The sequence below is a fragment of the Phyllobacterium sp. 0TCS1.6A genome, from assembly GCF_026420825.1.
GTDB lineage: Bacteria > Pseudomonadota > Alphaproteobacteria > Rhizobiales > Rhizobiaceae > Phyllobacterium.
In genome coordinates this window covers 34,169-54,016 of sequence record NZ_JAPMAB010000011.1, presented here as the reverse complement: position 1 = coordinate 54,016, position 19,848 = coordinate 34,169, and the positions used below count along the sequence as shown (strand labels likewise).

Genomic DNA, 19,848 nt, shown 5'->3' with positions numbered 1-19,848 from the left:
GGCGGGCCGCCATGAAGACGGCCCGCCCTGATCGTTACTTGATGCGTGGAAGCTGTTCCCACTGATGGAAGGGCGGCGGCGAAGAAAGCTGCCATTCCAGCGTCGTGGCGCCGACACCCCACGGATTGGCTCCTGCTTCGCGCTTCTTGGCAAAGGCCTCGAAGACGCCGAAGAGGAAGATCAGCACGGCGACGCCCGAGATGTAGGAACCGATCGAGGATACCTCGTTCCAGCCCTGGAACGCATCCGGATAATCGATATAGCGGCGCGGCATGCCGGCAAGCCCGAGGAAATGCTGCGGGAAGAAGACAAGGTTGACGCCGATGAACGTTACCCAGAAATGCACATGGGCGATCGTCTGGTTGTACATGTAGCCGGACATTTTCGGGAACCAGTAGTACCAGCCCGCGAAGATGCCGAAGACAGCGCCCAGCGACAGGACGTAGTGGAAGTGGGCAACCACGTAGTAGGTGTCGTGCATCGCGCGGTCGAGACCGGCATTGGCCAGTTGCACGCCGGTGACGCCGCCGACGGTGAACAGGAAGATGAAGCCGATAGCCCAGACCATTGGCGGCTTGAACGAGATCGACCCGCCCCACATCGTGGCGATCCAGGAGAAGATCTTCACGCCGGTCGGAACCGCGATGACCATCGTCGCGAAGACGAAGTAGCGCTGCGTCTCGAGCGACAGGCCGACCGTATACATGTGGTGCGCCCAGACGATGAAGCCGACGACGCCGATGGCGACCATGGCGTAGGCCATGCCGAGATAGCCGAAGATCGGCTTGCGCGAGAAGGTCGAGACGATGTGGCTGACGATGCCGAAGGCCGGCAGGATCATGATGTAGACTTCAGGATGACCGAAGAACCAGAAGAGATGCTGGAAAAGGATCGGGTCACCGCCGTTTTCGGGAGCGAAGAAGGCAGTGCCGAAGTTGCGGTCGGTCAAGAGCATGGTGATGCCGCCTGCGAGCACCGGCAGGGCCAGGAGCAGCAGGAAGGCGGTGATCAGCACCGACCAGGCGAAAAGCGGCATCTTGTGCAGCGTCATGCCCGGCGCGCGCATGTTGAAGATCGTGGTGATGAAGTTGATCGCACCGAGGATCGACGAGGCGCCGGCAATATGCAGCGACAGGATCGCGAGATCCATCGCCGGACCGGGCTGGCCCGAGGTCGACAGGGGCGGATAGATCGTCCAGCCGCCGCCCGTGCCGAAGCCGCCTGCCGGGCCCGGAACGAAGAGCGAAAGCAGGAGGAGAAGCAGTGCCGGCGGGAGCAGCCAGAACGAGATGTTGTTCATGCGCGGAAACGCCATGTCCGGCGCACCGATCATGATCGGCACCATCCAGTTGGCGAAACCGCCGATCAGCGCCGGCATGACCATGAAGAAGATCATGATGAGGCCGTGGGCCGTCGTGAAGACGAGATACATGTGCTTGCCGGCATCGAGCGCCGCATCGCCCTCGAACCCGTAGACCATGGCGGCGAGGCCGTGGAATATCTGGATGCCGGGCTGCTGGAGCTCCGCACGCATGGCGATCGACAAGACACCGCCGATAATGCCCGCGATGATCGCGAAGATCAGATAAAGCGTTCCAATGTCCTTGTGGTTGGTCGAATAGACCCAACGCACCCAACCACGCGGTTTGTGATCGTGGTGTTCGTGGTGGGCTTCGTGAGCAGCTGAACCTGCCATGAGATAGCTCCCGTTCCTCAAATGCAAAGCGCAGCTGGCTTAGTTGCCAGCCACATTGATGTTCTTGCCGGCTTCCACCGAAGCGGCGAGCGTCTTGTAGGCCCCCGGCAGATCGCTGCCGGCAGCCGCGAACCAGGCATCATACTGCGCCTGCGAGACGACGCGTATGGCGATGGGCATGAAGGCATGGTCCTTGCCGCAGATTTCCGAGCACTGGCCATAGTAAAGGCCTTCCTTGTCGGCCTTGAACCAGGTCTCGTTGACGCGGCCGGGCACGGCATCGATCTTCACGCCGAAGGCCGGCATGGCGAAGGCGTGGATGACGTCGGCGCCGGTCACGAGGACGCGCACCGTCGTGTCGACCGGCACGATCATCTCGTTGTCCACAGCCAGGAGGCGCGGATAGGCCTTGATGTCTTCCTTGCCGGCGGTGCTGCGGTCGGCATCCTTGAGCATGACCGAATCGAAGGAAAGCGGCGTCTCGCCCGCCTGGTACTCATAACCCCAATACCACTGGTAGCCCGTGGCCTTGACGGTGAGCTTCGGATCTTCGGGCGAATATTGCGCCGTCAGCAGCTGGAAGGACGGCACGGCGAGGAAAAGCAGGATGACGACCGGCGCCACCGTCCAGACGATTTCCACGGCGGTGTTGTGGCTCGTCTTGGAAGGCACGGCGTTCCTGCTCGCGCGGTAACGCAGCATGACCCAGGCCAGGAGGCCCATGACGAAGAGCGTGATCGGAATGATAAACCAAAGCGTGTAGCGCTCGAACCAGACAATCTGCTCCATGATGCCGGAAGCGGCCGGTTGGAACGTGATCTGCCAGGGTTCGGGCTGCGCCGCAAAGGCAGTGCCAGCGCACAAAAGGCCACCCAGGATACCGGTCAGCGTGACAATGTTCTTCTTCACCTAGAAATCTCCCGAATGAAGCTTTGGTTCCATACATTATTGCCGGGCGGCGAGGCCCGGGTCCTGCCGCGTTCAAACCACACATTAGCCCACATCGCAAGGAAGGCGAACGTGAACCCATGCGGCATTTTTGCGCGCAGCCTGCCCGATAATTGACCCGATGCGGCCAAACGGATGAATTTTTAGCCGCGATGGCGTGTTTTCCTCGTCAGAGCGGCGTTCAGCACACAATCCGGCCACTTTTGCGCTGCACCAAACCGGAATGGCTGCCATACGCTGGGGAGTGTTCAAGTGGCATTCTTTTCATCCGGTTCGGGGCGGTTTATCGTCTGGATGATTCGTTTTGGAGCCACCATGTCATTTTTTGCGTTACATAAGATTACAGCACGTAAGATTATCGCCGGCCTGTTCGTCGCTACGATCGCGGCCTTGCCCGCCAACGCCCTTGCGGCGCCCCAGAGCGGAACCGTGAAGTCGACCCATGGCGCATGGTCCATTCTCTGCGACACGCCGGCCGGAGCCAAATCGGAGCAATGCGCGCTCGTCCAGAACGTGGTCGCGGCGGATCGGCCCGAAATGGGCCTTTCGGTCGTGGTGCTCAAGACCGCCGACAACAAGGCGAAGATCCTGCGCGTCCTCGCACCGCTCGGCGTGCTGCTGCCGAACGGGCTCGGCCTCAATGTCGACGGCAAGGACATAGGCCGCGCCTATTTCGTCCGCTGCTTCGAAGATGGCTGCTATGCGGAAGTCATTCTCGAGGACCAGCTGGTGCAGACGCTGAAGACCGGCAAGGCGGCGACGTTCATCGTCTTCCAGACGCCCGAGGAAGGCATCGGCATCCCGGTCGAACTGAACGGATTCGGCGCAGGTTTCGACGCCCTCCCCTGAGCGCTTCAAAGCGGGCTTCAAATTTCGGGTTGTCCCGCGCTGGCCGAAGTCCTACATCCGTTCTTGTAATTGCCATTGGAACCGGATGTTGCCATGAAAAGCCTTATCGACAGTTTTGACGCCCCCCGGGAGAAAATCCTCGAAACTGTCAAGCATGCGCTTGGCTCGGCCGATGATGGCGAGCTTTTCGTGGAATATCGCGAATCGGAAGGCCTCGTCTTCGACAATGGCCGGCTGAAGAACGGTTCGTTCAACCAGGATCGCGGTTTCGGCCTGCGCGCCGTCGCGGGTGAAGCCGTCGGCTATGCGCATGCGGGCGAGCTTTCGCTGAATGCGCTTGGCCGCGCGGCCGATGCCGTCTCGGCCGTCGCCACGGGACATGCTGGCACCTACCAGGCCGCGCCGCCAAGAACCAATATCAGCCTTTATGGCGACGAAAATCCCCTCGGCGCGCCGAGTTTCGAGGAAAAGGTCAAGCTGCTCCAGGAAATCGACGCCTATCTGCGCGCCAGGGACCCCAAGGTGCGCCAGGTCACGGCTTCGCTCGCCGCCTCGTGGCAGCAGGTGGAAATCCTGCGCGCTGATGGGCATTTCGTCCGCGACGTCAGGCCCATGGTGCGGCTCAACGTTTCCGTCGTTGCCGGCGATGGCGATCGCCAGGAGAGCGGCAGTTACGGCGCCGGCGGACGCAAGGGTTTCGGCGAATTCATCGCCGGCGGTAATTGGCAGCATGCGGCCGATGAGGCGCTGCGGCAGGCGCTGGTCAATCTGGAGGCGATCCCCGCCCCGGCCGGCACCTTCGATATCGTACTTGCCAGCGGCTGGCCGGGCGTCATGCTGCACGAAGCCGTCGGCCATGGCCTCGAAGGCGATTTCAACCGCAAGAAGACGTCGGCCTTTGCCGGGCTTCTCGGCCAGCGCGTCGCTTCGAAGGGCGTCACCGTCGTCGATGACGGCACGATCACCGAACGCCGGGGCTCGCTGACGGTCGATGACGAGGGCATGCCTACCAACAAGACGGTGCTGATCGAGGACGGAATCCTCGTCGGCTACATGCAGGACCGCCAGAACGCCCGGCTGATGGGCATGGCTCCGACCGGCAATGGCAGGCGGGAATCCTACGCCCATGCCCCGATGCCGCGCATGACCAATACCTATATGCTGAGCGGCGACAGGACGCCCGAGGAGATCATCGCTTCGGTAAAGAAGGGCATCTACGCCGTTTCCTTCGGCGGCGGCCAGGTCGACATCACCTCAGGCAAGTTCGTCTTCGGCTGCACCGAGGCCTATATGATCGAGGATGGCAAGATCGGCGTCCCGGTCAAGGGCGCCATGCTGATCGGCAATGGACCGGACGCCATGCAGCGCATCTCCATGGTCGGCAACGACATGCAGCTCGATACGGGTATCGGCAATTGCGGCAAGGGCGGGCAATGGGTGCCGGTCGGCGTTGGCCAGCCGCATCTGCGCATGGATCGCATGACGGTCGGCGGCACCTCGGTCTGATCCGGCTATTTCTTGCTCAGGAGCGCCACCGTCTCCACATGGGCCGACCATAGAAACTGATCGATCGGCACCACCCGGTCGATCTTGTAGCCGCCCTTCGCCAATATGCTCAGATCCCGCGCCAGCGTGATCGGATTGCACGACACGGCCGCGACCTTCGGCACGGCAGATTTGGCAAGCTCGAGGCATTGCGCCTCGGCACCGGCACGCGGCGGATCGAAGAGCACGCCATTGAAGGGCGCAAGTTCGCGCGGAAGCAGCGGCCGGCGGAAGAGGTCGCGCCGCTCGACCGTCAACGGCTTGAGGCCCTGGACGTGACGCACGGCCCTGTCCAGCGCGTTCACGGCGGCCTGATCGCCCTCGACGGCATGGACGGCCGACTTTTCCGCCAGCCGCAGTGCAAAGGTGCCCGAGCCCGAAAACAGATCCGCCACGCGCTTGGACTTGCCGAGATGCGCCGTGACGAGAGCAGCCATCGCGGTCTCAGCATCGAGCGTAGCCTGCAGGAAACTGCCCGGAGGAACGGCGACGGGCACGCGGCCGAACTGCACGACAGGCTTGCGCGGCTCGACAATGATCTCCCCGTCGAGGCTGAGCCGGGCGAAACCCTTCTCGATGACAAGCGCAGTCAGGGCGCGGCGCTGGGCGCCATCGGGCGCGGCGCAGCCGGATGCCATGATGTCGAGGCCGCTTGCCGTCGCCGTCACCGTCAGCTTGAACGGCTTCATCGCCCCGCCGAGCACGGCGACCAGTTGCCGCAGATCGGCCAGTCGGTCGGTGATGGCCGGCACGGCAATAGGACATTGGGAAATATCGATAAGCTCGTGGCTGTGATGGCGATTGAAGCCGAGCTGCGGCCCGTGATCGCTGTTGCGGACGGCGAAGACCACCCTGCGCCTTGTCTGCGGCGCGCAGGATATCAGCGGATCAAGCGTAAACTGCAATCCGCGCCCGGCAAGGGCATCCTGCACCAGCGACCGTTTCCAGGCGCGATAGGCATCCTCCTGCCAATGCTGCAACGTGCAGCCGCCGCATTCCTCGAAATGCTGACAGACCGGCGCCACGCGCTGCGGCGATGGCTCCAGAAGCGCCATGATCGTACCGCGCCCGTTCTCGACGGCGATATTGGCTGTTTCGCCGGGAAGGGCAAAAGGCACGAACGCCGTTCCGCCGGCAAGGGATACGATCCCATCGCCGCCAGCACCCATCCGCTCTATCGTGACCCGTGTCGTCATTGTTCCTTCAGTCCTGCAAGCAGGAATTCGCGGTTGCCGTCGCCGCCTTCGATCGGTGATGGATGCAGCCCCAGCGACCGCCAGCCCGGCAGGCCGTCCAGCCACTCCCTTAGAGCATTTGCCACGCGTTCGCCATCGCCGGCGTCGCGCAAAATGCCGCCCTTGCCGATTGCCTCGCGGCCCGCCTCGAATTGCGGCTTGACCAGCAGCACGCAATGGGCGCCGCTTTCCGCCAGCGACAATGCCGGTGGCAAGGCGAGCTTCAGCGAGATGAAACTCACATCGGACACCACAATGCCTATCGCGTGGCCGGCCAGGTGGTCCCGCTCCAGTTCCCGCGCATTCAGCCCCTCAAGGCTGGTGACGCGGCTCTCGGCGGCAAGCACGGGGTCGATCTGCCCATGCCCGACATCGACCGCGACGACATGGCGGGCGCCGCGCTCAAGCAGCACCTGCGTAAACCCGCCGGTAGACGCGCCGATATCCAGTGCGGCCCTGCCGGCGACGTCGATCCCGAAGGCGTCGAGCCCGGCGATGAGCTTGAGAGCAGCGCGCGATACATAGGCACTCGCCGGGTCATCGACCATGATTTCCGCCGCCGAGCCGCATTCCGCACCCGCCTTGCGCACGACGCGGCCATCGACCTGCACGGTTCCGCGCAGAATGGCGTCGCGTGCGCGGGATCGGCTGTGGAAGAACCCACGCTCGACCAGCAGTTGATCAAGCCGCATGGCGATCAGGCGCGGACCGGCGCCACCAGCCGGTCACGGCCAAGCGCGGCGAATACCGTCTGAACGATGCCCGCTGCGTTCAATCCGGCGCGGGCATAGAGCGTCTCGGGCTTGGCATGGTCGAGATAGCAATCCGGCAAGGTCATGGTGCGGACACGCAGGCCGCCGTCAAGCAGGCCCTCGCCGCTGAGGAAATGCAGCACATGCGAGGCAAACCCGCCGATAGCGCCCTCCTCCACCGTAACGAGCACTTCATGCGAGCGCGCGAGCCGCCTGATCAGGTCCTGGTCCAGCGGCTTGGCGAAGCGCGCATCGGCGACCGTCGTCGGCAGGCCGGCGGCATCCAGTTCCTCGGCGGCAAGCAGACACTCCTGAAGCCGCGTTCCGAACGAAAGAACAGCGATCTTGCCGCCCTCGCGGACGATGCGCCCCTTGCCTATGGCCAGGACTTCGCCGCGCTCCGGCAGTTCGACGCCGACGCCATCGCCACGCGGATAGCGGAAGGAGATCGGGCCCTCGTCATATTCGGCAGCAGTGCGCACCATGTGGCGAAGCTCGGCCTCGTCCGACGCGGCCATGACGACGAAGCCCGGCAGCGCGGCAAGAAAACCCGTATCGAACGAACCCGCATGGGTGGCACCGTCGGCGCCGACGAGACCCGCCCTGTCGATCGGAAACCGAACCGGCAATTGCTGCAGCGATACGTCGTGGACCACCTGGTCATATCCGCGCTGCAGGAAGGTCGAGTAGATGGCGGCGAACGGCTTGTAGCCCTCGCTGGCCAGCCCTGCGGCGAAGGTCACGGCGTGCTGCTCGGCTATGCCGACATCGAATACGCGGCTCGGAAATGCCTGGCCGAAAAGATCGAGCCCGGTGCCGCCGGGCATCGCAGCCGTGATCGCGACGATCTTCTCGTCGTGGCGGGCCTCCTCGATCAGGCTTGTCCCGAAAATCTTGGTGTAGCTTGGAGCATTGGCCGGCGGCTTCGCCTGCGCGCCCGTGATCACGTCGAAACGATTGACGCCATGATATTTGTCCGCCGATGCCTCCGCCGGCGCATAGCCCTTGCCCTTCTGGGTGACCACGTGGATCAGCACGGGACCATCCATCGTATCGCGCACGTTCTTCAGGACGGGAAGCAGGTGTTCGAGATTATGACCGTCGATCGGGCCGACATAATAGAAGCCGAGCTCCTCGAACATCGTTCCGCCGGTCCAGAAACCCCTGGCATATTCTTCCGACAGCCGCGCCTTCTCCTGCAGGAATTTCGGCAGCTTTCGCGCCAGCTGCTTCGCCGTTTCGCGGAAAGTGCGGTAGGTGCGTCCCGAAACGAGGCGGGCGAGATAGGCGCTCATCGCGCCCGTCGGCGGGGCAATGGACATATCATTGTCGTTGAGGATGACGATGAGGCGGGCGTCGAGCGCACCGGCATTGTTCATCGCCTCATAGGCCATGCCGGCGGACATGGCGCCGTCGCCGATGACGGCGATCACATTGCGCTTCGTGCCCGAAAGCTCGCTGGCGACGGCCATGCCGAGACCCGCCGAGATCGACGTGGAGGAGTGCGCCGCACCGAAAGGATCATATTCGCTCTCGCTGCGCTTGGTGAAGCCGGACAGCCCGCCCTCCTGCCGCAGGGTGCGGATTCGATCGCGCCGGCCGGTCAATATCTTGTGCGGATAGGCCTGATGGCCGACATCCCAGATGATGCGGTCCTCCGGCGTGTCGAATACGTGGTGCAGCGCCACCGTCAGTTCGACGACGCCGAGCCCCGCGCCGAGATGGCCGCCGGTCGTCGATACGGCGTCGATCACCTCGCTGCGCAGTTCGGCGGCGAGGCGCGGCAGCTCGGATTCCGGCAGCCGGCGCAGGTCGGCCGGGATCGTCACGCTGTCCAGTAGCGGCGTTTCGGGTTTCTTGGTCAAGCCTCGGTTCCATCATGCAATTGCATGCCTGTTCCTAAAGCCTTTTGCGGGCGAATAGAAGAGGCTCCGTCTCCTCGACGGTGAGACAATGCGCGCGATGCTGTCGAACAACCCCTATGCTTCAGGCAGCGGAATGAATTCTTCCTCGTCGCCGGGAACGATATCGAAGCGGCCGCTGCGCCATTCTTCCTTCGCCTGCTCGATCCGCTCGCGCGACGACGAGACGAAATTCCACCAGATATAGCGCCTGGATGGCAGGGCAGCGCCGCCGAACAACATGAAATGTGCGCCTTGCGGCGCAGAAACGAGGATCTCGTCGCCGGCGCGGAAGGCAAGGAGCCGGTCGGCGGGAAACGACTGGCCGGCGATTTCCACCGAGCCATCCAGCGTATAGATCGCCCGTTCTTCCGCCGCCTTGGCGGGAATGACGATGCTGCCGCCCGGCTGCAACCTTATATCCACATAGAGCGTCTCGGCATGCTGCGTCACGCCGGAACGCGCGCCGTGGAACGTGCCCATCACGATTCGGGCCTCCATGCCGTTTTCCTGCAGCACCGGCAGGTCACGCACGCCCGTATTCGCAAAAGCCGGGTCGATCTCTTCGAGATGGTCGGGCAGCGCCAGCCAGGTCTGCAGCCCCGAAATCGGCAATGGCTCCGTCCGCAGTTCTTCCGGCGAGCGCTCGGAATGGACGATGCCGCGCCCCGCCGTCATCAGATTGACGTCGCCCGGCTTGATGACCATCTCGGTACCGAGGCTGTCGCGATGGCGGATATTCCCGTCAAACAGATAGGTCACGGTCGATAGGCCGATATGGGGATGCGGGCGCACGTCGAGCGGATCGGTCGGGCGCAGGATCGCCGGGCCCATGCGGTCGAAGAATATGAAAGGACCGACCAGCCGGCGCTTGGCGGTGGGCAATGCGCGCCGCACCTCGAGCCCGCCTATGTCGCTCGTCCGCGGTATGATCAGCGTTTCGATCGAATCGACCGCCGCCGCATCGCCGGGTTCGGGATCATTGCCGGGGAAGAAACTCATGGCACGCACGCTCCAGTTGTGGAAGCCGCCAGACTAGCGGCTCGTGCCTGCCATGGATAGTCCGCGCCACTGCAACAGTGTGTCGCCTATTCCGGATCGAGCGGCTCGGTGCCGGTCGGCTGGCCGTCGCGGCCAAGCCTGATCTTCTGCACCTTGTCTTCAGCCGCCTTCAACAGGCTGTCGCAATGTTTCTTCAACGCTTCGCCGCGCTCATAGATCAGGATCGACTGTTCGAGCGGCACGTCGCCCCGCTCCAGATCGTCCACGATCTTTTCCAGTTGATCGAGCGCCTGCTCGAAGCTCATGGCGGCGATATCGGAATTGTTCGGGGCGTCGGCCATGCTTTAACCTCTCATCAAGCGTTTGATATGTGCGCCCGCGGAGAGCGACATTCCCTTCAGGTCGTAACCGCCTTCCAGAAGGCTGACAAGGCGGTTCGACGCGTAGTTCCCAGCAGTTTCGAGCATAAGGCCGGTCGCCCAGTCGAAATCGTCCTCGGTCAGGTTGATCTCGGCCAGCGGGTCGCGGTGATGGGCGTCGAAACCGGCGGAAATGATCACCAGTTCCGGCCGGAACGCTTCCAGGGCCGGCAGGATGCGGCTGGTGAAGGCCTCCCGGAAGTCGGCGCTTCCGCTGTCGGGAACCAGCGGCGCATTGACGATATTGCCCTCGCCGGTCTCGTTCTTGCCGCCGGTGCCGGGATAAAGCGGCATCTGGTGCGTGGAACAATAGAGCACGGAAGGATCGGACCAGAAGATGTCCTGCGTGCCATTGCCGTGATGCACGTCCCAATCGACGATGGCGACGCGCTCGACCCCGTGCTTCTTCTGGGCGTGGCGGGCTGCGATCGCCGCATTGTTGAACAGGCAGAAGCCCATGGCCCTGTCCTTTTCCGCATGATGGCCGGGCGGGCGCGACGCCACGAATACATTGTCCGCCCTGCCCTCGAACACGTCGTCGATGGCGGCATTGGCTGCGCCGATGGCCGTCAGCGCCGCTTCCCAGCTCTTCGGACTGACGGACGTGTCGGCATCGACCCGGCTGAGGCCTTCCTGCGGCACCGCCTCGCGCACCCTTTCGACGAAAGTCTCCGGATGGGCAAGCAGGATCGCCTGCTCGTCGCCCATCGGCGCCGTCACCCGGTCAAGCGCATCGAATTCACTGTCCTCCAACACTTTTGCCAGCGCGCGCAGCCGGTCCGGCCGTTCGGGATGGCCGGGCGGCGTCAAATGTTCCAGATAGATCGGATGAGAATAGAGGCGCGTGACCATGAAACTTCCCATTGCGTCGTCGAGCTACAAGTTGCACCAGGCAGCCGAAGCAGCGCAAGGGGGCCTCCATCCGATTTGACCGGTCAGGCGGCGGCGAGCGCCTGGGCGAGATCCGCGATCAGATCGTCCGGGTGCTCTATGCCGATCGAAAGCCGGATCGTCGAATCCAGCACGCCGATACGCTGCCGCACGTCGACCGGAACGCCGGAATGGGTCATCGTGGCCGGGTGGCTCGCCAGCGATTCGGTTCCGCCAAGGCTGACGGCCAGTTTCAGGATCTCGAGCGCATTCAGGAAGCTGAACGCCGCCGGCTGGCCGCCGCGAATGTCGAACGAGAATGTGGAGCCAGCGCCGGTGCATTGCGCGGCGAAAACCTTGCCGATGGGCGATGCCGGGTCGTGGTAGGGCAGATAATGGATATGCTCGACCTTCGGATGGTCGCGCAGGAAATCTGCCACGGCCTTTGCATTCGTATTGGCCTTTTCCATGCGGATCGACAGTGTTTCCAGTGAACGGCCGAGCATCCAGCAGGAATGCGGGTCGAGCTGGGTGCCGATCGCGCCGCGCAGCGCCTTGACCTGTTTCATCACGGCTTTCGAACCAAGCGCCGCGCCGGCGATGAGGTCGGAGTGGCCACCGACATATTTGGTCAGCGAGTACAGCGAGATGTCGGCGCCATGTTGCAGCGGGCGCTGGAACACCGGTCCGAGCAGCGTGTTGTCGCAGGCTATGACCGGGCGATGGCCCTGCCGCTTCTCGATCGCATCGGCTATGCGGCCGATCATGGCGACATCGACAAGGCTGTTGGTCGGATTGGCCGGCGTCTCGATCAGGATCAGCGACACGCGGCCACGTTCCATGGCGTCATTGGCGGCCTGCCTGACGCTGTCCTCGTTGACGCCGTCGGCAAAACCCACGGCGGCGATGCCAAGATTGAGGAAGGTCCTGGCGAGCAGGGTCTCGGTGCCGCCATAGAGCGGCTGCGAGTGGAGGATGGCGTCGCCCGGGCGGGCGAAGGCCAGCAGCGTCGTGGCGATGGCCGACATGCCGGAAGAGAACAGCGCACAGCTCTCGGTCTTTTCATAGACGGCGAGGCGATCCTCGACGATTTCGCTGTTCGGGTGGTTGAAGCGCGAATAGACGAGGCCGGCGCCGGTTCCCGCCGGAGGTTCGCGCCGGCCGGAGACGAAATCGAAGAAGTCCCGGCCCTCTTCCGCCGATTTGAACACGAAGGTCGAGGTCAGGAACACCGGCGGCTTTACGGCGCCCTCGGAAAGCTCCGGGTCGAAGCCGTAATTGAGCATCAGCGTTTCAGGGTGCAGTTCGTGATTGCCGATATGGGTCTTGGAGGGATGTGGAGCGGTCATGCCGGTACCTCGCTTAACTGACTGAACCCGCGAGGTTACAATAAATTCGCCGATCGTTCCTTGCTTATTTGGGCCTGTCTGGCGCACGAACCGCAATGGGACGCGCAGCCGGCGCGACGCTTCCCAAGACTTCGAGGACCCAAGCCCGTTAGAGGATTTCGGTGCGGGTGATCTCGATGCCGAAGCCTTCGAGGCCGACATAATGGCGCTCACGCGAGGCGAGAAGCCGGATCGAGGTAATGCCGAGATCCTTCAATATCTGCGCCCCGAGGCCGATCTGACGCCATTCCTCGTCGCGGACCTTGGCTTCGGCATGGCCCTCGCGCTCCTGGAGCAGCGCCCGGTTGCGATCATCCTCGCTGCCGACACCGACCGAACCCTCGCGCAGATAGACGATGACGCCGCGCTTTTCCTCCGCCATGCGCTTCATGATGCTGTCCAGCGTGTTGCGTGCGCCGAACACGTCCGTCAGCACGTCCTCGCGCTGCAATCGCACCGGAACATCCTCGCCATCGCGAATGTCGCCATAGACGATCGCCGCATGGTGCATCGGCTCCCACGGCAGCGAATAGGTGATGGCGCGCGCCTTGCCGGCGCAGGTGTCGACATCGATTTCGCCAATGCGCTCGATCAGGGTTTCCTTGCGCTGGCGGTAGGCGATGAGGTCCGCCACGGTAACCTGATGCAGATCGTGGGTCTCGGCGAAGTTTTGCACCTGCGGGCCGCGCATGACCGAGCCGTCATCATTGACGAGTTCGCAGATCACGCCGATCGGCGGCAGGCCGGCAAGCTTGCACAGGTCGACCGCCGCTTCCGTATGGCCGGAGCGCATCAGCACCCCGCCTTCACGGGCGACGAGCGGGAAAATATGGCCGGGACGGACGAAATCCGCGGCGCCGGCATTGGGATTGGCAAGGTTGCGCACCGTCAGCGTGCGGTCGTCGGCGGAAATGCCGGTGGTCGTGCCGTGCTTGTAATCGACGGTGACGGTGAAGGCCGTCGAATGCGGCGCGTCGTTCTCCGCCACCATCGGCGCGAGGTTCAACCGGCGCGCCTCCTGCCGCGTCATCGGCGTACAGACGATGCCGGACGTATGCCTGACGATGAAGGCCATCTTCTCGGGCGTGCAGTGAACCGCCGCGACGATCAGGTCGCCCTCGTTCTCGCGGCCGTCATCATCCATGACGACGACGATCTCGCCCCGCTCGAATGCCCGCAGGGCATCCACGACACGCTTCTGATTATAGGCCATTCCGTTGCCCCCTTAGATGCGGCCCGTCTGGCCGCGATGTCTGAGATAATGATCGGCGATCGCGCAGGCCACCATGGCCTCCCCGATCGGCACGGCCCGGATGCCGACGCAGGGATCGTGCCTGCCCTTGGTCATCACATCGACCTGCTGGCCGTCGGCATCGATGCTGCGGCGCGGGGTCAATATCGAAGATGTCGGCTTGACGGCAAAACGCGCAACGATGGGCGCGCCGCTCGATATGCCGCCGAGGATACCGCCGGCATGATTGGAGAGGAAGATCGGCTTGCCGTCATTCCCCATGCGCATCTCGTCGGCATTGGCTTCGCCCGTAAGCTCGGCCGCGGCAAATCCGTCGCCGATCTCGACGCCCTTCACCGCATTGATCGACATCAGATAGCTGGCGATGTCCTGGTCGAGCTTGGCATAGACCGGAGCGCCGAGGCCCGCAGGAACGTTTTCGGCAACGATCTCGATCACCGCCCCTATGGACGAGCCCGCCTTGCGAAGACCGTCCAGATAGGTTGCAAAGCCATCGACTGCACCAGCATCGGGTGTAAAGAACGGGTTCCTGTCCACCTCTTCCCAATCCCAGCGGCTGCGGTCTATCGAGTGCACGCCCATCTTGACCAGCGCGCCACGGACGACGAGCCCCGGCACCACCTTGCGGGCGATCGCCCCGGCAGCCACCCGCGCGGCCGTCTCGCGCGCCGAGGAGCGGCCGCCGCCGCGATAGTCCCTGATGCCATATTTCACGTCATAGGTGTAATCCGCATGGCCGGGCCGATATTGCCGGGCAATGTCGCCATAATCCTTCGAGCGCTGGTCGGTGTTCTCGATCATCATGGAGATCGGCGTGCCGGTGGTGATCATGGTCACGCCGTCATCCTGCAGCATGACGCCGGAAAGCACGCGCACCTGGTCGGGCTCGCGCCGCTGCGTGGTGAATTTCGACTGGCCCGGCTTGCGCTTGTCGAGATAGGCCTGCACCTCCGCCTCGGTGAAGCTGATGCCGGGCGGGCAGCCGTCCACGACGCAGCCAAGCGCTATGCCATGGCTTTCGCCCCAAGTTGTGACGCGGAAAAGATGACCGAAACTATTGTGAGACATGCGCCTACCCGACTTTGTGTGAGGCGGTTTTATGAGCCTTTCGCATCGCGGTCAAACCTGCCTGTGAAATTCCTTCATCCGGCGCGAAAAAAGCAATTCTTTTGCCACAAATGAAAGCTCTAACTGACGCCATAGCAGATATGTATTTTGTCCGAGAGGTTCCCGCCATGCGCCATTTCGTTGCCGCCTTCATGTTTTTCGCTTCACTTTTCCCCGTCGGTGCCCTTGCTGACGATGCGCAAGGCACGATCACCAAGATCGACGAGGACAATTCGACGATCACGCTCGACGATGGCAAAGTCTACAAGCTGCCGGGCGAATTCGACCTGAGCGCGATCGAGAAGGGCATGAAGGTGACGCTGATGTTCGACGTGGTCGACAAGGAGCGCTACATCACCGACATCGAACAGGCGACCGATCTGGCCGAGTAAGCGGGATCACATCCAGGTCAGCTGACCGTTCTCAAGCCGCAATATATGGTCCTGCGTGATCGCCATGTTGGCGGCATCGTGGCCGTCGAGGCCATTGACCATCTGGAAGATGGTGCGCAGGCAGCCGCCATGGGTGACGCAGACCGTCGGCTGGCGCACCTCGGATAGCCAGTCGGCGACACGCACGCCGAGCAGCGCATAGCTTTCGGCGGCCGCGCCCGGAGGTACGAAATTCCACTTGTCGCGGGCGCGCGCATCCACGAGTTCCGGCGTCCTTGCCGCGATATCCTCGATCATAAAGCCCTGCCAGTCGCCGAAATGCACCTCCTTGAGGCGCGCATCGGTGCGATAATCGTGCGGGTCGAGCCCCATGCGCGTCCTGATGCGTTCCATCGTCTCGCGCGTGCGGCGCAGTGGGCTTGCGACGAAATCGAAGCCGCTGCCATCGCCGATCAGCGATTTGATCATGTCGCCATTGCGGTCGGCCTGCACCTTGCCGCGGGCATTGATGTCGATGTCTTCCTGCCCCTGGATGCGCTCGGACACATTCCAGTCCGTCTCGCCGTGTCGCGAGAAATAGATGACCGAACTCGGCAATTTCACTTGATATCAGTCCTTAACGACGGAGATGTCCGGAGCGTCGACCGCCTTCATGCCCACGACGTGATAGCCGCTATCGGCGTGGTGAACCTCGCCGGTGACCGAGCGCGAAAGGTCGGAGAGGAAATAGAGGCCGGCATCGCCGATCTCCTCGATGGTCACCGTGCGGCGCAGCGGTGCGTTATATTCGTTCCACTTCAGGATATAGCGGAAGTCGCCGATGCCGGAAGCGGCCAGCGTCTTGATCGGGCCGGCCGAAATGGCGTTGACGCGGATATTGTCCGGGCCAAGGTCGACGGCGAGATATTTCACGCTCGCTTCGAGCGCGGCCTTGGCGACACCCATGACATTGTAGTTGGGCATGACCTTCTCGGCGCCATAATAGGTGAGCGTGAGGATCGATCCGCCATCGGTCATCAGCTTCTCGGCGCGCTTGGCGACGGCCGTCAACGAATAGACGGAGATGAGCATCGTCTTGGTGAAGTTCGCCTCTGACGTGTCCACGTAGCGGCCGGTCAACTCGTCCTTGTCGGAGAAGCCGATGGCGTGCACGAGGAAGTCGATCTTGCCCCAATGTTGTTCGAGCGCCGCAAAGCAGGCATCGATGGTCGAGGCATCCGAAACATCGCAATGGCCGCAAAGATAGGCGCCGAGCTCTTCCGCCAACGGCTCCACGCGCTTTTTCAGCGCATCGCCCTGATAGGTAAAGGCGAGTTCGGCACCCGCATCATGGGCTGCCTTGGCGATGCCCCAAGCAATCGAGCGATTGTTGGCGACACCCATGACAAGCCCGCGTTTACCCTGCATCAAACCAGTTTTGGCGGTCATCTACCAACCCTTCATGTAACTTCTGATTGACTGCGGTATCGCACAGCCCGCGCCGGGCTTCAAGCCATGCCGTCATAGCCTATTTGGGTTTTCCGGAACGTGCGCAGATCTAGCTCTCCGATTGGCGCAGAAACGCCTCAAGTGCGGGATCGCCATTCTCCGGCAGCATGATGCGGACATGGACGAAAAGATCGCCATGTCCATCCGGCTTGCGGGGCAGGCCCTTGCCCTTCAATCGCAGGACGCGGTCCGAACTCGTCCACGGCGCGACCTTCACCGCGACGCGCCCGTTCAGCGTCTCCACCTCCTGGCGCGAACCGAGCACGGCATCCTTCAACGAAACCGGCAGGTCGGCGTGGAGATCGCGGCCCTCGACGCGGAATCGCGGATGCGGCCGGAAACGGATGGTGACGAGCGCATCGCCCGGCGTTCCGCCGAGAACGCTCTCGCCCTGGCCCTTGAGGCGAATCGTCTGGCCATGCTCCACCTGCGTCGGCAGCTTGATCGCCAGCCGCTTGCCGGTCGGGAACACCGCCTCCACCTTCTCGGCACCGGCGGCCTGTTCCAGGGTGATGTCGATCGTGGCCTGCAGGTCCGCACCCTTGCGGGAAGAGCCGCGCCGCGCACCGCCTGCGCCTGCCGTCTCGCCGAACAGGCTGCTGAGGATGTCCTCGGCGTCGAAGCCGCCCATGCCGCTGCGGAACTCGAATCCGCCCGGGCGCGCTCCACCCCCGCCGAACCCGGCAAATGGATCGCCGCCGCCGCCGCCGCGGGCGAAACCTTCGAAGCCATGGGGCGCGCGCTGCTTGCCCTCACCATCGATCTCGCCGCGGTCGAACTGGGCCCTGCGGTCCTTGTCGCCGACGATTTCGTAAGCCTGGTTTATCTCGGAGAACTTGGCCTGCGCCTTCGGATCATCCTGATTCTGGTCGGGATGATATTTCTTGGCGAGCTTGCGAAACGCCGATTTTATTTCCTCGGGCTTCGCCGTCTTGGCGACGCCCAGCACGCTATAGGGATCGCGCATGCGTGTGCCTTTCCTCGCGACATGCGAATGGATATGAAATTCAGTCCACGCCTATATGGGCTCAAATAGGAAGAAATTCCATATTGTGTCATGAAAAACACGAAAAATCTTGATGTCCACCCCTACATAGGAGCGAAGGATTTCAATGTCCACTGGCCGCCATTCTGCAGGCAGGTTTCGCCCTTGTAGAGCATGACGCCATCAAAGGATTCGCGCGAGGTCTGGAATTCGCGGCAGAGCTCGGCACCGGCCTTCTTCTCGGCGATGGCGGTAATGGTGCCCTGGCTGCCGGTCTCGGGGTTCGACCATGGCAGGGGCTTGTTGCCCCATTGCGTGAAATTCAGGGCCGAGACGATGTTGCGCACGGTGTTCTGGTCGGAAGTTGTCTGTCCGTCCACCGGCTTGTGCGAGGCGACCGAGCCCGTCACGGTACTCTGATCCGGCACCGCATCCTCGACGCCGATGCCCTTCATGGCACAACCGGAGAGAAGGCATAGCGCTACGACCGCCGTTACTACGCCGCCGTGGAAAGTGCCCGAGCCAACCCGTATAATTGCTCCGGACTGCTTGCTATCGGATCGTAGAAGCGCCAAACACATATCTCTCTTTAACAAGCCCAAACCGAATTGACCATGGGACTATGAATTAAATGAAGTTAACAATGGATGACTTCACGCAAAAAACCGATCCTTTTGCGTTGTTCGAGGAATGGTTGCAGGACGCAACGAAGACGGAACCCAACGATCCGAACGCGCTGGCGCTGGCGACGGTCGATGAAGATGGCCTGCCGGATGTGCGCATGGTGCTGCTGAAGGGCTTCGATAGCGACGGATTCGTCTTCTACACCAATTTCGAAAGCCGCAAGGGCGTCGAGATCCTGGGGTCGATGAAGGCAGCCATGTGCTTCCACTGGAAATCGCTGCGCAGGCAGGTGCGCGTGCGCGGACCGGTCGAGATCGTGACGGCGGCCGAAGCCGATGCCTATTACGCCACCCGGCCCCGTGGCAGCCGCATCGGTGCATGGGCGTCGAAGCAGTCGCGACCGCTCGAAAGCCGCTTCGCGCTGGAGAAGGCCGTGGCGGAATATACGGCGCGCTACGCCGTCGGCGACATTCCGCGCCCCGCCCACTGGTCGGGCTTCCGTATCCGTCCCATTTCGATCGAATTCTGGCACGACCGGCCGTTCCGGCTGCATGATCGCGTCGTTTTCGAGCGTTCTTCGCCTGACGAGCCGTGGAGCAAGACCAGGCTCTATCCTTGAGAGCAGGCGGGCGGCTCAGCCCTTCTTGCGCGCGAGGAAATTCATCATCGCGGCGCGCGCTTCCTCCGATTGCAGGCGCTCGGCGAAATGCCGGGCCTCCAGCGCCATCCGTTCGGCCACGGCCTCGCGCGGGCCGCGCAACAGGTCCCGCGTGATCTGCATCGCCTCAGGCGGCTTGGCCGCGATCTCCGTCGCCGCCGCCAACGCGGTTTCCTCGAGCTGCGCGGCATCGACGATCCGGTAGACCAGCCCCGCCGCCTTCGCCTCCTCCGCGCTCAGGTCGTCGCCCTTGGCCAGGAAAGCGAAAGCCTGCTGCGGGCCCATCAGCCGCGGCCCCAGCAGGCTGGACGCCGCCTCGGGAACAAGTCCGAGATCGACGAAGGGCGTCCTGAACAGCGATTGCGGCGTGGCGAAGGTCAGGTCGCAGTGGAAATGCAGCGTCGCGCCGATGCCGATGGCAAGGCCGTCCACGCCCGCAAGCAGCGGCTTGCGCGCCTGGCCGAGCGCCATGATGAAGTCGAACACCTCATTGCCCATCTGGCCGCTGATGGCGAAGGCCATGAAATCCTGCAGGTCGTTGCCGGAGGAGAAGGCGCCGGGAACGCCGAGAAAGAGATTGGCGCGGATCGAGGCGTCGGCCTCGCTGTCCACGAGCGCCGCGGTCATGGCGGCATACATGGCGCGGGTCAGGGCGTTCTTCTTCTCCGGGCGGTTCATCCGGATGAGCTGGACTGCGCCCTGTCGTTCGATCTTGATATGGTCTGACATCGTCTTTC

At 63.0% G+C, this 19,848-nt stretch carries 19 protein-coding genes and 1 pseudogene; 4 read left to right on the top strand and 16 right to left on the bottom strand.

All coding sequences use genetic code 11. The features are described 5' to 3' along the window. Nucleotides 1-34: 34 nt before the first annotated feature. Together ctaD and coxB are read right to left on the bottom strand one after the other, a co-directional pair. Entirely contained in the window at nucleotides 35-1,696 is a 1,662-nt protein-coding gene (gene ctaD, locus OSJ75_RS20245) for a cytochrome c oxidase subunit I (RefSeq protein ID WP_250014835.1), read from the bottom strand. Nucleotides 1,697-1,735: 39 nt separating this feature from the next. Next, nucleotides 1,736-2,605: a cytochrome c oxidase subunit II gene (gene coxB / locus OSJ75_RS20240; protein WP_250014837.1), complete on the bottom strand. Its 870-nt coding sequence runs from the start codon at nucleotides 2,603-2,605 to the stop codon at nucleotides 1,736-1,738. A 453-nt stretch (nucleotides 2,606-3,058) separates the two neighbouring features. Between coxB and OSJ75_RS20235 the strand changes: the two are divergent. Together OSJ75_RS20235 and tldD are read left to right on the top strand one after the other, a co-directional pair. Continuing rightward, nucleotides 3,059-3,493: pseudogene (locus OSJ75_RS20235) on the top strand (invasion associated locus B family protein); the annotation flags it as partial. A 93-nt stretch (nucleotides 3,494-3,586) separates the two neighbouring features. After that, a complete protein-coding gene (gene tldD, locus OSJ75_RS20230; protein WP_267229278.1) occupies nucleotides 3,587-4,999 on the top strand; it encodes a metalloprotease TldD in 1,413 nt (470 codons plus the stop codon). 5 nt (nucleotides 5,000-5,004) lie between these two features. On the opposite strand, the gene OSJ75_RS20225 is transcribed toward tldD, so the two are convergent. From OSJ75_RS20225 to aroC, 9 genes are all read right to left on the bottom strand, one after another. After that, nucleotides 5,005-6,234 (bottom strand): class I SAM-dependent RNA methyltransferase, encoded by a 1,230-nt coding sequence (locus OSJ75_RS20225; protein WP_267229277.1) that lies wholly within the window; start codon nucleotides 6,232-6,234, stop codon nucleotides 5,005-5,007. Beyond that, entirely contained in the window at nucleotides 6,231-6,965 is a 735-nt protein-coding gene (locus OSJ75_RS20220) for a TlyA family RNA methyltransferase (RefSeq protein WP_267229276.1), read from the bottom strand. Before OSJ75_RS20220 ends, OSJ75_RS20225 begins: the two co-directional genes overlap by 4 nt. Before the next feature lie 5 nt (nucleotides 6,966-6,970). Next, on the bottom strand, nucleotides 6,971-8,890 hold the full coding sequence (dxs, locus tag OSJ75_RS20215) for a 1-deoxy-D-xylulose-5-phosphate synthase (RefSeq protein ID WP_250014843.1): 1,920 nt from the start codon (nucleotides 8,888-8,890) through the stop codon (nucleotides 6,971-6,973). Nucleotides 8,891-9,004: 114 nt separating this feature from the next. Next, nucleotides 9,005-9,928: a pirin family protein gene (locus OSJ75_RS20210; protein WP_267229275.1), complete on the bottom strand. Its 924-nt coding sequence runs from the start codon at nucleotides 9,926-9,928 to the stop codon at nucleotides 9,005-9,007. An 86-nt stretch (nucleotides 9,929-10,014) separates the two neighbouring features. Further along, nucleotides 10,015-10,269 carry an exodeoxyribonuclease VII small subunit gene (locus OSJ75_RS20205; RefSeq protein ID WP_250014845.1) on the bottom strand — a complete coding sequence of 85 codons (255 nt, stop codon included), beginning with the start codon at nucleotides 10,267-10,269 and terminating at the stop codon, nucleotides 10,015-10,017. 3 nt (nucleotides 10,270-10,272) lie between these two features. Next, the gene (locus OSJ75_RS20200; protein ID WP_267229274.1) at nucleotides 10,273-11,199 is read right to left on the bottom strand and encodes a histone deacetylase family protein; all 927 of its coding nucleotides are present in this window, start codon (nucleotides 11,197-11,199) and stop codon (nucleotides 10,273-10,275) included. A gap of 83 nt (nucleotides 11,200-11,282) precedes the next feature. Then, entirely contained in the window at nucleotides 11,283-12,566 is a 1,284-nt protein-coding gene (locus OSJ75_RS20195; RefSeq protein WP_250014848.1) for a cystathionine gamma-synthase family protein, read from the bottom strand. A 148-nt stretch (nucleotides 12,567-12,714) separates the two neighbouring features. After that, nucleotides 12,715-13,818 (bottom strand): 3,4-dihydroxy-2-butanone-4-phosphate synthase, encoded by a 1,104-nt coding sequence (ribB, locus tag OSJ75_RS20190; protein ID WP_250014850.1) that lies wholly within the window; start codon nucleotides 13,816-13,818, stop codon nucleotides 12,715-12,717. Nucleotides 13,819-13,830: 12 nt separating this feature from the next. After that, nucleotides 13,831-14,925, bottom strand: a complete 1,095-nt coding sequence (gene aroC / locus OSJ75_RS20185; RefSeq protein WP_250014852.1) for a chorismate synthase — start codon at nucleotides 14,923-14,925, stop codon at nucleotides 13,831-13,833. Nucleotides 14,926-15,092: 167 nt separating this feature from the next. On the opposite strand from aroC, the gene OSJ75_RS20180 reads away from it, so the two are divergent. After that, the gene (locus tag OSJ75_RS20180; protein WP_250014853.1) at nucleotides 15,093-15,356 is read left to right on the top strand and encodes a DUF1344 domain-containing protein; all 264 of its coding nucleotides are present in this window, start codon (nucleotides 15,093-15,095) and stop codon (nucleotides 15,354-15,356) included. A 6-nt stretch (nucleotides 15,357-15,362) separates the two neighbouring features. On the opposite strand, the gene OSJ75_RS20175 is transcribed toward OSJ75_RS20180, so the two are convergent. The 4 genes from OSJ75_RS20175 to OSJ75_RS20160 form a co-directional block, all read right to left on the bottom strand. Next, nucleotides 15,363-15,953: a histidine phosphatase family protein gene (locus OSJ75_RS20175; protein ID WP_250015436.1), complete on the bottom strand. Its 591-nt coding sequence runs from the start codon at nucleotides 15,951-15,953 to the stop codon at nucleotides 15,363-15,365. Nucleotides 15,954-15,965: 12 nt separating this feature from the next. After that, nucleotides 15,966-16,784 (bottom strand): enoyl-ACP reductase FabI, encoded by an 819-nt coding sequence (fabI, locus tag OSJ75_RS20170; RefSeq protein ID WP_250014854.1) that lies wholly within the window; start codon nucleotides 16,782-16,784, stop codon nucleotides 15,966-15,968. A gap of 109 nt (nucleotides 16,785-16,893) precedes the next feature. Further along, nucleotides 16,894-17,811: a J domain-containing protein gene (locus OSJ75_RS20165; RefSeq protein WP_267229273.1), complete on the bottom strand. Its 918-nt coding sequence runs from the start codon at nucleotides 17,809-17,811 to the stop codon at nucleotides 16,894-16,896. Nucleotides 17,812-17,933: 122 nt separating this feature from the next. Continuing rightward, entirely contained in the window at nucleotides 17,934-18,284 is a 351-nt protein-coding gene (locus tag OSJ75_RS20160; protein WP_267229272.1) for an RT0821/Lpp0805 family surface protein, read from the bottom strand. Nucleotides 18,285-18,460: 176 nt separating this feature from the next. Here OSJ75_RS20160 and pdxH point away from each other — a divergent pair, with 176 nt between their 5' ends. Then, nucleotides 18,461-19,072, top strand: coding sequence for a pyridoxamine 5'-phosphate oxidase (pdxH, locus tag OSJ75_RS20155; RefSeq protein WP_267229271.1), 612 nt, complete (start codon nucleotides 18,461-18,463; stop codon nucleotides 19,070-19,072). Nucleotides 19,073-19,087: 15 nt separating this feature from the next. On the opposite strand, the gene OSJ75_RS20150 is transcribed toward pdxH, so the two are convergent. Beyond that, the gene (locus tag OSJ75_RS20150; protein ID WP_267229270.1) at nucleotides 19,088-19,840 is read right to left on the bottom strand and encodes a crotonase/enoyl-CoA hydratase family protein; all 753 of its coding nucleotides are present in this window, start codon (nucleotides 19,838-19,840) and stop codon (nucleotides 19,088-19,090) included. Between the last annotated feature and the right edge of the window lie 8 nt (nucleotides 19,841-19,848).

Bases quoted from the DNA above. Each gene is read 5' to 3' on its own strand.
- ctaD (WP_250014835.1), bottom strand. From the start codon at position 1,696: ATGGCAGGTTCAGCTGCTCACGAAGCCCACCACGAACACCACGATCAC.
- tldD (WP_267229278.1), top strand. From the start codon at position 3,587: ATGAAAAGCCTTATCGACAGTTTTGACGCCCCCCGGGAGAAAATCCTC.
- OSJ75_RS20225 (WP_267229277.1), bottom strand. From the start codon at position 6,234: ATGACGACACGGGTCACGATAGAGCGGATGGGTGCTGGCGGCGATGGG.
- OSJ75_RS20220 (WP_267229276.1), bottom strand. From the start codon at position 6,965: ATGCGGCTTGATCAACTGCTGGTCGAGCGTGGGTTCTTCCACAGCCGA.
- OSJ75_RS20210 (WP_267229275.1), bottom strand. From the start codon at position 9,928: ATGAGTTTCTTCCCCGGCAATGATCCCGAACCCGGCGATGCGGCGGCG.
- OSJ75_RS20205 (WP_250014845.1), bottom strand. From the start codon at position 10,269: ATGGCCGACGCCCCGAACAATTCCGATATCGCCGCCATGAGCTTCGAG.
- OSJ75_RS20200 (WP_267229274.1), bottom strand. From the start codon at position 11,199: ATGGTCACGCGCCTCTATTCTCATCCGATCTATCTGGAACATTTGACG.
- OSJ75_RS20195 (WP_250014848.1), bottom strand. From the start codon at position 12,566: ATGACCGCTCCACATCCCTCCAAGACCCATATCGGCAATCACGAACTG.
- ribB (WP_250014850.1), bottom strand. From the start codon at position 13,818: ATGGCCTATAATCAGAAGCGTGTCGTGGATGCCCTGCGGGCATTCGAG.
- aroC (WP_250014852.1), bottom strand. From the start codon at position 14,925: ATGTCTCACAATAGTTTCGGTCATCTTTTCCGCGTCACAACTTGGGGC.
- OSJ75_RS20180 (WP_250014853.1), top strand. From the start codon at position 15,093: ATGCGCCATTTCGTTGCCGCCTTCATGTTTTTCGCTTCACTTTTCCCC.
- fabI (WP_250014854.1), bottom strand. From the start codon at position 16,784: ATGACCGCCAAAACTGGTTTGATGCAGGGTAAACGCGGGCTTGTCATG.
- OSJ75_RS20165 (WP_267229273.1), bottom strand. From the start codon at position 17,811: ATGCGCGATCCCTATAGCGTGCTGGGCGTCGCCAAGACGGCGAAGCCC.
- OSJ75_RS20160 (WP_267229272.1), bottom strand. From the start codon at position 18,284: ATGAAGGGCATCGGCGTCGAGGATGCGGTGCCGGATCAGAGTACCGTG.
- pdxH (WP_267229271.1), top strand. From the start codon at position 18,461: ATGAAGTTAACAATGGATGACTTCACGCAAAAAACCGATCCTTTTGCG.
- OSJ75_RS20150 (WP_267229270.1), bottom strand. From the start codon at position 19,840: ATGTCAGACCATATCAAGATCGAACGACAGGGCGCAGTCCAGCTCATC.